12 protein-coding genes are annotated in these 13810 nt (G+C 64.4%); 7 read left to right on the top strand and 5 right to left on the bottom strand.

Annotated features, from left to right (window positions below; genetic code table 11):
- Positions 1-91 precede the first annotated feature (91 nt).
- Together A5766_RS06135 and A5766_RS06130 are read right to left on the bottom strand one after the other, a co-directional pair.
- Positions 92-2446: a glycoside hydrolase family 65 protein gene (locus A5766_RS06135; protein ID WP_064903848.1), complete on the bottom strand. Its 2355-nt coding sequence runs from the start codon at positions 2444-2446 to the stop codon at positions 92-94.
- Positions 2443-3153, bottom strand: coding sequence for an HAD family hydrolase (locus tag A5766_RS06130; RefSeq protein WP_064903861.1), 711 nt, complete (start codon positions 3151-3153; stop codon positions 2443-2445). Before A5766_RS06130 ends, A5766_RS06135 begins: the two co-directional genes overlap by 4 nt.
- Positions 3154-3315: 162 nt before the next feature.
- Here A5766_RS06130 and A5766_RS06125 point away from each other — a divergent pair, with 162 nt between their 5' ends.
- From A5766_RS06125 to rsmA, 4 genes are all read left to right on the top strand, one after another.
- Positions 3316-4173: a PhzF family phenazine biosynthesis protein gene (locus tag A5766_RS06125; protein ID WP_005207170.1), complete on the top strand. Its 858-nt coding sequence runs from the start codon at positions 3316-3318 to the stop codon at positions 4171-4173.
- A gap of 65 nt (positions 4174-4238) precedes the next feature.
- Positions 4239-5153: a TatD family hydrolase gene (locus tag A5766_RS06120; protein WP_005207171.1), complete on the top strand. Its 915-nt coding sequence runs from the start codon at positions 4239-4241 to the stop codon at positions 5151-5153.
- A 203-nt stretch (positions 5154-5356) separates the two neighbouring features.
- Positions 5357-6442: a resuscitation-promoting factor gene (locus A5766_RS06115; RefSeq protein ID WP_005207172.1), complete on the top strand. Its 1086-nt coding sequence runs from the start codon at positions 5357-5359 to the stop codon at positions 6440-6442.
- Positions 6406-7314 (top strand): 16S rRNA (adenine(1518)-N(6)/adenine(1519)-N(6))-dimethyltransferase RsmA, encoded by a 909-nt coding sequence (gene rsmA, locus A5766_RS06110; protein ID WP_064903846.1) that lies wholly within the window; start codon positions 6406-6408, stop codon positions 7312-7314. The genes A5766_RS06115 and rsmA overlap by 37 nt, the downstream gene beginning before the upstream one ends.
- A gap of 121 nt (positions 7315-7435) precedes the next feature.
- Here rsmA and A5766_RS06105 read toward each other — a convergent pair whose 3' ends face one another.
- From A5766_RS06105 to A5766_RS06095, 3 genes are read right to left on the bottom strand one after another with little or no spacing between them, the layout of a single operon-like run.
- Complete coding sequence (locus A5766_RS06105; RefSeq protein WP_005207174.1) at positions 7436-8755, bottom strand: amidohydrolase family protein; 1320 nt, start codon at positions 8753-8755, stop codon at positions 7436-7438.
- Complete coding sequence (locus tag A5766_RS25505) at positions 8752-9786, bottom strand: PDR/VanB family oxidoreductase (protein ID WP_005207175.1); 1035 nt, start codon at positions 9784-9786, stop codon at positions 8752-8754. The genes A5766_RS06105 and A5766_RS25505 overlap by 4 nt, the downstream gene beginning before the upstream one ends.
- Positions 9787-9841: 55 nt before the next feature.
- Positions 9842-10447 carry a helix-turn-helix domain-containing protein gene (locus tag A5766_RS06095; protein WP_005207177.1) on the bottom strand — a complete coding sequence of 202 codons (606 nt, stop codon included), beginning with the start codon at positions 10445-10447 and terminating at the stop codon, positions 9842-9844.
- Between the two features lie 369 nt (positions 10448-10816).
- Here A5766_RS06095 and A5766_RS06090 point away from each other — a divergent pair, with 369 nt between their 5' ends.
- The 3 genes from A5766_RS06090 (at position 10817) to A5766_RS06080 (ending at position 13770) form a co-directional block, all read left to right on the top strand.
- A complete protein-coding gene (locus A5766_RS06090) occupies positions 10817-12055 on the top strand; it encodes an amidohydrolase family protein (protein WP_005207179.1) in 1239 nt (412 codons plus the stop codon).
- A gap of 63 nt (positions 12056-12118) precedes the next feature.
- Positions 12119-12892 carry an ABC transporter ATP-binding protein gene (locus A5766_RS06085; protein WP_051993929.1) on the top strand — a complete coding sequence of 258 codons (774 nt, stop codon included), beginning with the start codon at positions 12119-12121 and terminating at the stop codon, positions 12890-12892.
- Positions 12889-13770 (top strand): ABC transporter permease, encoded by an 882-nt coding sequence (locus A5766_RS06080; RefSeq protein ID WP_064861672.1) that lies wholly within the window; start codon positions 12889-12891, stop codon positions 13768-13770. The genes A5766_RS06085 and A5766_RS06080 overlap by 4 nt, the downstream gene beginning before the upstream one ends.
- The last annotated feature ends 40 nt before the right edge of the window (positions 13771-13810 follow it).

Raw genomic sequence — 13810 nt, 5'->3', positions numbered from 1 at the left:
TCTCCGTACGCGCATCGCGCGCAACAACAAGCCCGACCCGCAGGCCAAGCCGACGCACTGAGGCCTCGGCCGCCTTCGCGGCCGAGGCGCGTCAGTCGCGGTGATACGGCTCGCAGCCCACCGGTGCCTTCGGTGGTTCGCGGTGCTCGATCTCCGAGATGTCTCGTGTCACCGGGTGTTCCTCGGTCAACGTGAACTTCTCGCCGTGGTGCGCGAGGTCGATCTTCGGCCCCGAGATCAGACGGTACGTGGCCGTCTTCTTGTCGACGGCGACGACGATCTTCGAATCCCGCACCGTCATACGGAAAGACATGTACGTCAGCCGCGGTGGGAGCCTCGGCGCAAACGTGATGTGGCCGCCGAAGTCACGCATACCGCCGAACCCGGCCACGCAGTCCATCCACGCGCCCGCTAGCGCGGCGATGTGCAGACCACTGCTGACGTTGCTGTGCAGGTCGTGCAGGTCGGTGAACACGGATTCGGCGAGCAGGTCGTAGCTGAGATCCAGGTAGCCCACCTCGGCCGCCGTGACGGCCTCGCAGCACGCCGACAACGACGAGTCGCGAACGGTGAGCGGATAGTAGTAGTCGAAGTTGCGAAGCTTCTGTTCCTCGGTGAATGCGCGACCGAACATGTACATCGCGAACACGAGGTCGGCCTGCTTGACCACCTGTTTGCGGTACAGGTCGTAGTACGGGTAGTTCAGCAGCAGTGGGTACTTGCCGACCGACGCCGCGAAGTCCCATGCTCCGAGCAAGGTGAACGCCTCGCACTGCTGGTGCACGCCCAGTGCGTCGTCGAACGGGATGGTCATGTCATCGGCACACGATTCCCAGTGTGCCGCTTCGGCATTCGTCACACCGTACTTCTGTGCGAGGTCGGGTCGGCGATGCACCCAGGCGACGCCGTCGCGGAGTGCGAGTTGCGCAGCGAGGTTGGTGAACACGTTGTTGTTGACGACCGCGGTGTACTCGTCCGGGCCGGTGACGCCGTCGAGCCGGAATCGCCCGTTGACGTCGTGGTGTCCTAGCCCGGCGAACAGACGCGCGATCTCGACGAGAAGTTCGACGCCGCACTCGGTTTCGAACTGTTCGTCCTCGGTGGCGCGCATGTAGCGCGCGGTCGCGTTCGCGATGTCGGCGTTGACGTGCACGCCCGCGGTTCCCGCCGGCCAGTAGCCCGAACACTCTTCGCCGTTGATGGAGCGCCACGGGAACATGGCGCCGCGCTGGCCGAGCTCGGCGGCACGCGCCTTTGCCTTGTCCATCGTCGAATGGCGCCACCGCAACTCCTCACCGGCAGCAGCGGGGACGGTGTAGGTGAGCATGGGCAGGATGAAACTCTCGGTGTCCCAGAAGGTGTGACCGTCGTAACCGGGCCCGGTGAGTCCCTTGGCGGGGATGGCTCGGGACTGCCCGCGCGCACCCGCCTGAAGCACGTGGAAGAGCGCAAAGCGCACCGCCTGCTGCACCTCGGGATCGCCATCGAGCTCGATGTCGGCGTCGCGCCAGAAATCGTCCATGTAGGCGATCTGCATGGCTTTCAGCGATTCCCAGCCCGTTTCCATCGCCATGGCGAGCGCCGCGTCGACCTGCGCGCGTAGTGCGGGCACCGATCGTCGCGCCGACCAGCCGTATCCGATGTACTTGGTCATCTTCAGCGACGTGCCCTGCGGGACGTTCGCTGCGATGGTCAGTCGTGCGAGGTCTTCGTCGGCACGGATGAAACTGTCAGCGGCGCCGGGGAAGTCGATCTGGTGGTCCATACCGGCTGCCATGTGCAGCCCGGACTGTTTGGTGTGGTGCACCAGGATGCCCCAGTAATTGCGGCAGGTTGCGAGGTCGGAGACCAATGGTGACTCCAGCGCCGCCGCGAGTCGGGGATCGTTGCCGGGTACGGGGACGGGCTCGTTGGCGAGCAGGTCGGACTGCAGGACGATCTTCATGTCCTCGCCGACGGGCTCCACCTCGTAGTGGATCGCCGCGATGGTGCGTGTGGTGAACGAGACCAGTCGCTCGGACTTGATGCGTACGGTGCGGCCGGTGGGAGAGGTCCAGAGTGTGTTGCGGCGCAACGTGCCCGTGCGGAAGTCGAGTGTCTGCGAATGCTCTTCGGTGCGGCCGTATCGAAGGTCCATCGGCTCGTCCTCGACGAGGAGCCGGATGATCTTGCCGTCGGTCACATTCACCACGGTCTGGCCCGACTCCGGATAGCCGTAACCACTTTCGGCGTACGGCAGATCACGCAGCTCGTAGAAGCCGTTGAGGTAGGTGCCGGGATGATCGACCGGCTCGCCCTCCTCGAAGCTTCCGCGGAGGCCGATGTGACCATTCGAGAGTGCGAACAACGTTTCCTTTCGGCCCAGCATGTCGAGATCGACTCCGCGCCAGTGCAACTGCCACGGATCGATGTCGAAACCGGTGCTCTGCTCTACGGTGCGGCTCATGCGGGGATCAACTCGTCGAGATCGTTGACGACAACGTCGGCGCCCGCGGTACGCATGGCCTCCGCCTGACTACCGCCCACCCGATCGATGCCGACGACGTAGCCGAAATGGCCGGCCACACCTGCCTGCACACCGGAGATCGCGTCCTCGAAGACGGCTGCCGCCGTCGGTTCGACGCCCATCAATTCTGCCCCCAAGAGAAACGAGTCGGGCGCGGGTTTCCCGCGCAGTCCACGTGCGGCCGTTTCTTGTCCGTCCACCCGCACTTCCACGTACTTCGACAGCCCGGCAGCGTCGAGGACGGCTTCTCCGTTCTTCGACGATGTCACCACTGCTACGCGTAGTCCGGCATCCTGGGCAGCCTGCAGGTAACGCACCGACCCGGGATACGGATTCACGCCGTCGCTGGCGAGCTTGGCCAGGAACATCTCGTTCTTCTCCGACCCGATGCGCTCGGTCGTCGCGTCGTCGACATCGTCGATGCCACGCGACGACAAGAACGCGCGCACACCGTCTTCGCGTGGACGACCGTCGACGTAGTCGAGGTAGTCCTGTTCGGTGAACGGCACGAAGTCGTCGCCGTCGCGGTCACGCAGGAAGTCGTCGAAGGCGGCTTTCCACGCAACGCGATGTAGGACGGCGGTACTCGTGAGAACACCGTCGAGGTCGAATAGGGCGACCGAGATCTGTTCTGGCAAACCCAACACGTCCGACACGCTACCCGCCTGGGCAGTCCACGGCGCGGTATGCGAGCAGACCACACGTCGCGTCCAGGCGCTCGGCGGCGCGTCGGACCTGCGCTCGAAGGTCAGACGTCCGTCGTCGCAAATCGCTGGACAACCCTCGGTCGCGGCGGCAAGCATGGGGACATGTCATCAGCGCAGCAGTCCCGACGTTTTGCCCAGGTCGACGTATTCAGTTCAAAACCATTGCGCGGCAACCCCGTTGCTGTCGTGATCGACGGCGACGGGATCTCCGACGACGAGATGGCGGCGTTCGCTCGCTGGACTAACCTTTCCGAGACGACGTTCATCCAGTCCGCGACCGACCCCGGCGCCGACTACCGACTGCGCATCTTCACTCCCGGCGGCGAACTCCCCTTCGCGGGGCACCCGACGCTGGGTTCGGCGCACGCGTGGCTCGCCGCGGGCGGATCGCCGCGCGGGGCGAACGTCGTCCAGGAGTGCGGCGTCGGACTGGTGACGATCCGTCGTGACGGCGATCGACTCGCCTTCGCGGCGCCCCCGCTGCGCCGATCGGGTCCGGTCGACGACGCCCTCGTCGACGAGGTGCTGCCCGCGCTCGGGCTCTCACGTCAGCACGTCCGCGCCGCAGAATGGATCGACAACGGCCCGCCGTGGTTCGTGCTGGAACTCGACTCCGCGCAGCGGGTGCTCTCGGCGCGACCCGACCTCGCGGCGCTGGGCGCGTACGACGTCGGCCTCCTCGGCCGCTACGAGTCCGGACACCCCGACGACCCCGACGTCGAATTCGAGGTTCGCGGACTCGCGGGCGGCGAGGCCGTCGGAGAAGATCCCGTCACCGGCAGCCTCAATGCAGGCATCGCGGTGTGGCTTCGGTCGAACGGCCGCGTCGGAGCGAGCTACGTGGCCTCGCAGGGCACCGCCGTGCAGCGATCAGGACGAGTCCACATCGACGACGACGGCGAGCACATCTGGGTCGGCGGGCAGTCGACCACGGTCATCAGCGGGACCGTCGATCTCTGATCGCCTGATCTCCGATCTCTGATCTCTGATGGGGGGCGCCTGCGTCACCTTCTAGAGTCGAGTCCATGACGGAGGGTGCACAGAGCTCGGCCGGTTCGCAGTCGGCGGAACCATCGGCGACAGAGAGCGCCAAGGCCGCGAAGAAGCGTCGACGCCGCGAGCCGCCGCCGGACCCGACGCCGCTCTACGGGCTCATCGACGCGCACACGCATCTCGCCGCGTGCGGTGGTCGTTCGCCCGAGACCGTTCGGGCGATCGTCGACCATGCCGAGAGTGTCGGCGTTGAGATGGTTGTCACAGTTGCCGACGACATGGTCGACGCGCGGTGGGCGGTTTCGGCGGCGGACTGGGACGACCGGGTCTACGCGGCGGTCGCGCTGCACCCGATGAACGCGGGCGACCTCGACGACGCCACCTCGCGCGAGCTGGAGCAGATGGCGCAGCATCCGAGGGTGGTGGCCGTCGGCGAGACCGGTCTCGATTACTATTGGCCCGCCCGGTCCGACGACTGCGCGACGCCCGAGATTCAGCACGAAGCCTTCCGCTGGCACATCAGGCTCGCGAAGAGCATCGGCAAGCCGTTGATGATCCACAACCGCGAAGCCGACCGCGATGTGCTGGACATTCTGGCTGATGAGGGCGCTCCCGACACCGTGATCATGCATTGCTTCTCCGGTGACCAAAACGTTGCACGCGAATGCGTCGAACGCGGTTACTACCTCAGTTTCGCGGGCACAGTGAGCTTCGCCAACGCCGCGTCGCTGCGAGATGCCGCACGCGTCGTGCCGGATGAGTTGCTGCTCGTCGAAACCGACGCTCCGTTCCTGACGCCGGATCCCTATCGGGGACAACCTAATCAACCATACTGTCTGCCGTACACGGCCAGGTCGTTGGCATCGACGCGTGGAGTCGATGCCGAATCCTTGGCCAGGACGCTCGGCGACAACGCGCGACGCGCCTACCAGCTACCTTTGCGGTAATCGCCCCGTCTCGTTATCGTATTGTGATCCCGCGTGATGGTGGGCGTCGATTGAACGGATGATTCGGTCTCTGTTTGATAGTGACCTCGGGGCCGTAGGGCCTCGGTGACTTACTCCTGAGACGCCTGACGTGGGTTGACTCTGTCGCCGATCAGGATGCTTGGACCTTGTCTGTACTTGCGAGAATTCACAACTCAGAATCGATGCGCGCTCGCGTGGCCGTTGGTGCCGTGCTCGCCACCCTCGCCGCCGGTGGCGTCGCGGGTGTCGCGATGCACAAGAACGTCACGCTCGACGTCGACGGTCACACCATGAAGGTCTCGACCATGGCGATGTCAGTCGATTCGGTGCTGCGCTCGCAGGGGTACACCCCGGCCGACGGCGACCAGGTCAGCCCGGGACCCGACGCAGGCTTCGGCGACGGCTCGACCATCACCATGAAGCGCCTCAAGACCGTCGTCATCGACGTCGAGGGTCGCAAGGAGCAGGTCAAGACCACTGCGGTCAAGGTCGACGAACTTCTCGCAGAGAAGGGACTCGCGCACGGCGACGACGAGACCAACTTCTCGGCAGGCGGAGCGATCCCGGTCAGCGGTGCCGTCGTCGACGTCACCCTGCCCAAGCAGATCACGGTTGTCGACGGCGGTGTGCGGTTCAACACCACCGTGCCCGCGGCAACTGTCGCCGACGCGCTCACCGCGACCGGCAAGCCCCTGTCCGACGAGGACAAGGTCACGCCTGCCGCAGACACCAAGGTCACGCCGAACATGGTCATCGACGTCACCCGCATCCGGACCGAGCAGGACACCGTGCTCGAAGACGTCGCACCACCGGAGAACAAGCAGGACGATCCGACCCTCATCCGTAACAAGAAGGTCGTCGTGAACGCGGGTAAGCCGGGACGCGCAAACGTCACCTACAACGTCACGATCGTCAACGGCAAGGTCGTCAAGCGCGACAAGCTCTCCGCCAACCAGATCGCCGCCCCGGTTGCCGCCACCGTCAAGATCGGGACCAAGGAGGGCGCGCCCGACGTGCCGTCGGGTTCGGTCTGGGACCGCCTCGCGCAGTGCGAGTCCACCGGAAACTGGGCCATCAACAACGGCAACGGCTTCTACGGCGGCATCCAGTTCGACCAGAACACCTGGGACCGCTGGGGTGGCCAGGAGTATGCCGCGCGTCCCGACCTCGCCTCGCGCGAGGAGCAGATCGCGGTCGCGCAGAAGACCCTCGCAGCTCAGGGCTGGGGCGCGTGGCCTGCCTGCTCGTCGAGTCTGGGTCTGCGCTGACAGACGACGCGGATTCGACCGCTCCGCGGCTGCTGGGCCCGGCACAGATCCGACGCCTCGCCGCCGAGCTCGACGTTCGTCCGACCAAGACGCTCGGACAGAACTTCGTCCACGACGCCAACACCGTTCGACGCATCGTCGCGGCGTCCGGAGTCGGCCCTGACGACACCGTCCTCGAGGTCGGCCCCGGACTGGGTTCGCTGACGCTGGCACTGTTGGGCACGGCGGGCCGGGTCGTCGCGGTCGAGATCGACCCGAAGCTCGCTGCGCGGCTGCCGCACACCGTCGACGAGTTCGCGCCGCAACGGGCCGACGCACTCGATGTCGTCACCGCCGACGCACTGGCCGTGACCGCCGACGATCTGCCGGTGACCCCGACCGCGCTCGTCGCGAACCTGCCCTACAACGTGGCGGTGCCCGTCCTGCTGCACCTGATGACCCAATTCCCCACGATCGCAACGGCTCTCGTCATGGTGCAGGCCGAGGTGGCTGATCGACTCGCGGCAGGCCCCGGCTCCCGCGTCTACGGTGTGCCGAGCGTCAAAGCGCGGTACTTCGGCGACGTTGCCCGCGCAGGTGCCGTGGGGCGCAACGTCTTCTGGCCGGAACCCAAGGTCGAGTCGGGTCTCGTCCGCATCACCCGCACCGACCCATTCGTCGACGAATCAGTCACCCGCGCACAGGTTTTCGCTGTCATCGACGCCGCCTTCGCGCAGCGCCGCAAGACGATGCGCTCGGCGCTGACCACCTGGGCGGGCTCGCCCGTCGAGGCCGAACGCCGACTTCGGGCAGCGGGCATCGACCCCCAGATCCGCGGCGAGAGGCTCGACGTCGGCGACTTCGTGCGCCTCGCGGCCGTCGAACCCGCCTGAGCTACCGGCCGGGCGCTACACGCCGCCGACTGGGCGCTCGAGACTGCCGACTGGGCGCTCGAGACCGTCGACTGTACGCTCCACGCCGCCGATTGGGCGTCTCGTGCCGCGAACGGCGCGTCTATCCGGACGCCGCCGCGCGCTGCTCCACGAGTGTCCGTAGCCGCCAGGCGATTGCGCGCGAGTCCTGGGACACCAAGTGATAGTCGCGCACCACCCAGCGTCCCGCGATCATCACGTCCCGCGGCTTTCTGCCCGGCGACGCCCACAGCAGACCATCTATGGGGTCGCCGACACCGGCATCGGAAACGTCTCCGCAATCCCATACGCAGAGGTCGGCTGCCGCACCTACCTCCAATCGGCCGAGCTCGCTGCGACCCAGTCCCGCAGCGGATCCGCGCGTTGCCGCCTCGACGAGGGTGCGCGCGGAGAGAGGCCGACCCGTCAGTCCCGAAGCCTGCATCGCGAGCCGCGCGTCGGCCAGCAGATGTCCACCGTCGTTGCTGCCGCCTCCGCTTGTCCCGAGGCCGACGACGATCCCGGCCTCGAGTAGGTCCGCGACGGGCGCGATGCCCCAGCCCATGGGAATGTCGCACCCCGGTGCATGAGTCGCGTGTACTCCGGCCTCCGCGAGTCGAAGCACTTCGTCGTCAGTGACATCACAGAGGTGAGCGACCGTGACATCGGTATCGAGCCAGCCCCAATCCTCGAGAAGCCTCAGAGGGCGAGCGCCGTAGCGCTCGCACGCAATGGCGACGTCGATCTGCTCATTTGCCTGAGTGCGTCTCCGTAGCCCCAATTCCGTTGCCGCGCGGCCCAGTTCGTGAAAAGTCTCCTTCGAGTCGGCATGCACGCCCGACGGGCCGGTGGCCAGTTGAAGCATTCCGTCGTCGCTGATGCCACCCGACGTCGAACCCAGGTAAGCGGCGTGAATCGCTCGCACGGAATCGGCTGCGGCCCAGGGATCGTCGCGCGCGGTACCGCGGACAAAGACGAGTCGTGCACCGAGATCGTGGGCCGCCGCGATCGTCGCGCCTGCCAACTCGACCGAATCAATGTCCGCAGGCCAGGTCAGGTGATGGTCGGCGATGGTTGTGACGCCCGCCAACACCGACTCCGCGAGCCCGACCGCTGCTGCTGCACCGGCCAGGTCTGGATCGACTCGAAGCCCGCGGTACGCGGCGCCCATGATCCGCAACCATTCGTGCATCGGCTGGAATCTGCTGCCGGGCAATGTTCGAAAGGCACTTTGCAGTAGGTGATGGTGTGCATTGACCAGACCTGGAGTGACGACGCAGTCGGTGCAGTCGACGACTTCGGGCTCACCGGCGAGTGCCGTGTGGTTCTCGACGATGAGTCCATCGTCGACCACTACGGCATCGGCCGTTTCGGCGCACGCGCCGACGACAGCCAGGGCGTTCTGCAGTCGCGTGCTGCTCATAGATCAAGAACCAAACGTCCGCTGGTGCAACGGGATACACAAAGCATCATTGTTTCGTTCTCGGCGCGTTCCTCAGATGTCAGCACCGAATCGCGATGCTCGACCTCACCGCTGACGACCTCAGCCTCACAGGTTCCGCACACACCTTCGCGACACGACGACACCGTCACGATCCCCTCGTCGTCGAACACATCCAAAATGGACCGGCCAATCGGTACCTCGACCGTCCTGCCAGACAATGCCAGGGAGACCTCGAAGGGTGAGTCCTGTGCTGCCGCATTGTCGGTTGCGGCGAAACGCTCATAGAACACATCGACGGCGTGTTGGTCCGCGCAGGCAGCTGTGGCGTCGGCGATCAGCGACTCAGGTCCGCAGGTGTACACAGCGGTGCCGGGTGGGAGGCCCGCGAGCTGGTCGAACAGAGTCACACGTCCCTCGTTCGACGACGAGTGGATGACGACTCGGTCGCCGTATCGCTCGCAAAGCTCTGTTGCATATGCCATGTGAGCTTGGTCGGCACCTGTGTAAAGGAGACTCCATGGGCGACCTTTGCTTTCGGCTTCGGCCACCAGCGAGATCAGTGGAGTAATGCCTATTCCGCCGGCAACAAACACATACTTGAGCGCACGCGTAAGTGCAAAGTGGTTGCGTGGCGGACTGATTCGAAGTACAGAAGCTTCATGCGACCCGTGGTGGAGAGATAGCGAACCGCCGCGTCCGTCCTCGCACTTGGCGACCGCGATGCGATAGTGGCCGTGGTCATCGGGGTCAGAAGTGAGAGAGTACTGGCGGACTACGCCTGCGGGAGTGTGGACGTCGATGTGTGAACCGGGCGACCAGTGGGGGAGTGAATTCGACTGGATGGGGGCAAACGTGAACTCGTCGACGCGATCGGTCAGTTGACGACGTTCGATGATTCGCACATCGATGAGTCCGCCGGGGCCAGCGGACAAAACATCACTGCTCTCGCGGTGGTTGTCGTCGGAAGATGTTGCGCTACTGCCATTTTCAGGTTGTGAATCGGTTGACATGAGAACTCCTCAATGGAAGGTCTCCGTCGGGTTCCCAGCCAAGGAACCGCTATTCCTACCCCGAGGCCTGTACGACGATCAATCGAGCGATATGGCCGTGACTCAGTCGCCAGCGGTGAGGAATGTTGCCAGCATAGTAAAGGCTGTCACCCGCTCGCAATTCGATCGTTTCGCTCTCGCCGAGGTCGACCTCGATACTCCCTTCGATCACGTGCACCCACTCGTCCTGGTGATGTTGGTAGTACCGGTCGAACCCCGTGCTCCGGATGACGTTTTCCTGCGGATAGAAGGCGGCGTCCCCACGCACCAGCAGTCGGGTGTAACTCTCCTCGCCGTTCCCTCCGGTGCGTGGTAGCGCGGTGCCCTCCTCGTTGCGAACAAGTGCCGCGCCGGCAGGGAGTGTCACCTCCTGCGGTGCCGACGTTTGAGGGGGAGCGGCCGCGAGCATCAGGCTGACCTGGGTTGTTCCCAGCGCTGATGCGATGCGTTCGAGCGTGACCATCGATGGCCTGGCATAACCTCGCTCGAGCTGGGACAAGAATGGATGAGAGATGTCCGCCTCGGCGGCAAGCTGCGCGAGCGTGACACCCTTGTCCCTTCTCCTTCTACGGATCTCGGCACCCAGGGCCTCCTGTGCGGGATCGGGGTTGGCGAGAGCCACTGGACCACTCCTGTTGTCTCGGTCGTCTTGTCTCGGTCGTCACCGCCTGTCGCAATGGCACTGACCATGGTCAGTTGCGTACAACGCACGGAATTGACGTTGATGATCACGATAGCCGGGACACCAATTCCTCTGCGCCCCTTACGGAGAGGTGTGTCGACACCCTGGTCCTGCATTCGGTCGACCCGTAGCGTCTCACCTCCACACTTGTCACACATCCATCGCTTGGGCGTAACAAGTCGGCAATAGGACGACCGTAATTTGATCGATGTTGACCACATCAACAATCCCCGTCGCCCAGCCAGGCGGGACCGCTACAGCCTTGGTCTGCATTACTCGATATCGCAGCCGACACCTTCGGAGAACCACATGCCAGCTTCTGATTTGCCGACGCTTCGGCTGATCACCGCACGCTCGCGCACTGGCGAGATGATTGACGTGTTGTTGGATCGTGGCGTCGACGGCAGGGCGCGGGTCAAGAACATCGCGCCCGGAGGCTCGATCGGCGAAGTCGACGGTCACCTGGTTCTCGACGATCACGTGCTGCTGCCCCCGGCGGCCGACCCGCATGCTCACCTGGACAAGGCGTTGTCATGGAACGTACTGAATCCGCAGGTCGGAGACCTCGGCGCCGCCATCGACTGTTGGCGAGCGGGTGCCGAGAGGTTCGACGAGGAGTCGTTCTATCGGCGTGCCCATCGAGCCGCCACCACGATGCTGGAACGAGGAACCACAGCCGTCCGGACGCATGTCGACGTGCTTGCCGATGACGATCCCTATCGCGCCATCCGTGCGATAGATCGCGTTCGGCATGAACTCCGGCCCTTCATGACGATTCAGATCGCACTGCTTGCGCCGCCGGGAACGCCCGACGACGTGATCCACGGTGCACTTGACGTCGGCGCCGATCTAGTCGGAGGTGCGCCACACATCGCCGACGATCCAGTGGCAGAAGTCGCCCGCCTCATCCACATCGCCGAAACACGCTGTGTGGGCGTCGATCTGCACACCGACGAGTTTCTTGCGGGCGATCACACAACGATTGGCACGTATGCCGAACTCGTGGCGCACTGGCCGGCCGACGTTGTGCGTACCGCCGGACACTGTTGCCGACTCTCGACGATGGATCGGCAGGAGCTGTCGACATCGATTGACGCGCTGCGAAACTCCGGAATCTCGGTCGTCGCACTGCCGATCACCAACCTCTATCTTCAGGGCCGCGCAGACGACGGTCGCGGGGCGCCGCGTGGAATCGCGCCCCTCTCTGCGCTCGCGGATGGAGGTGTAAGGGTTGCCGCCGGCGCCGACAACATACGAGATCCGTTCAATCCGATGGGAAGTGGTGATGCGCTCGAGACAGCCTCACTGCTTGTCACTGCTGGCCATCAAATACCCGCAACAGCAATTGATCTCGTGACATCATCGGCGCGCTCGGTGTTGGGCTTGGCCGAGGCGGGCCCGGTCGTGGGAGCACTCGCAGACTTCATGGCGGTGCGGGGTGCCGACCAGATCGAGGCCATGGCCACAACACCCGATGCTCGTGTCGTCATTGTCGACGGCCGGATCATCTCCCGAACAAAGTCGAGCACCTGGTCGGTATTCGACTGACTACCAATCTATCTCGGCAGATCTGTTACAAGAATCGAACATCCGTTGATCGTGAAGGACACCATGACATCGACATCACCACCATCGGACTCAGTGACCACCGGGCATCCGGTGGTTGGCTTTGAGCACGTCGACCTCCGCTTCCCCGATGGGACCCACGCCCTCCACGATGTGAACCTCGAAGTGCGCGAGGGAGAGTTCGTCTCTGTCGTCGGACCCTCGGGTTGCGGGAAATCGACGCTTCTGCGGTTGTCCGCTGGACTGGAGACGATATCCGACGGTTACATGCAATGTGGTGCTGACCGCATCGGCTATGTCTTCCAGGACGCGACCCTGCTTCCGTGGCGTTCAGTCGCAGACAACGTTGCGCTCCTGGCGGAACTCGACGGTGTCGGAAAGCGGGAGCGACGTAGTCGCGCCTCGGCGGCTCTCGAACTAGTGGGGCTTGATGGATTCGGAGATCACCTGCCGCACATGCTCTCCGGAGGCATGCGGATGCGCGTCTCGCTTGCTCGGTCACTGACCGTCGATCCACAGCTGTTCCTTTTCGACGAGCCCTTCGCGGCGCTCGACGAGATCACCCGCCAGCGTCTTGGCCAGGAATTGACCGAGCTATTCGACCGCACGACATTCGCCGGTCTCTTCATCACGCACTCGGTGAGCGAGGCCGTCTATCTGTCCACGCGGGTGGTCGTGATGTCCGGACGGCCCGGGACCATTGTCGGAGAGTTCGACGTCCCGTTCGACTACCCGCGCTCGCCCGACCTCCGATTTGACCGCGAGTTCACTGACCTCACCGAACGAGTGTCGGTCGCACTACGAGAGGCGCACTCATGACCAACTCCACAGCCACCGGGCCCGGACCGGACGCAGCCGCCACCGCTGTCTCCGCCACCGCTGATCTAGCGCTGGCGACTCCGCCAATGCGCAATCGCGCTACGTGGGTACAAAAGGTGCGTCGCACGGTTGCGCCGCTGCTCGTGTTCGCGATCGTCATTGGGGCCTGGTATCTGGTCAGCTATGTGGTGCTCGACGCGTCCAGACGCTTCCTGATGCCACCGCCCCAGGAAGTGGTCCGCGACGGCCTGTTCGGTGACTCGGCCCCCGAGATGTGGCAAGCGCTCGGGCGCACTGCGGCGGTTGCTCTCACGGGACTGCTGATCGCGGCGGTCGTCGGCATCGCCTGGGCCATAGCGATGGCACATTCGAAGACGATGGAGAATGCGCTGTTCCCGTATGCTGTTGTATTGCAGTGCATTCCGATCCTTGCATTGGTTCCCCTCGTTGGATTCTGGTTCGGATTCGGTTTTGGTGCACGGGTATTCGTGTGCGTGTTGATCGCGTTGTTCCCCATCGTGTCGAACACGCTCTTCGGATTCCAGTCGGTTGACCCCAGGATGCGCGACCTGTTCGCGCTGCACCATCCGAGCCGGATGACGGTGCTCCGCAAACTCGAGTTCCCCGCGGCCATGCCGGCGATATTCGCGGGCCTTCGTATCTCGGCGGGTCTCGCAGTGGTCGGCGCCATCGTCGGTGATTTCTTCTTCAAGCAGGGCAACCCCGGTATCGGAATTCTGATCGACAATTATCGGTCCCGTCTTCAAGCCCCGGAACTTTTTGCGGCAATCCTGCTTGCATCGCTCCTTGGTGTCGCCGTGTTCTGGTTCTTCGGCTGGCTCGGAAACCGAATTGTCGGGCGCTGGTACCAGAAGTAGCTCACCCCCAACATATTTCGTCACTGAACACTCGATTCCA

The sequence above is a fragment of the Gordonia sp. 852002-51296_SCH5728562-b genome (genome assembly GCF_001665475.1).
GTDB classification, from domain to species: domain Bacteria; phylum Actinomycetota; class Actinomycetes; order Mycobacteriales; family Mycobacteriaceae; genus Gordonia; species Gordonia sputi.
This window is presented reverse-complemented; position numbering and strand designations above follow the sequence as displayed.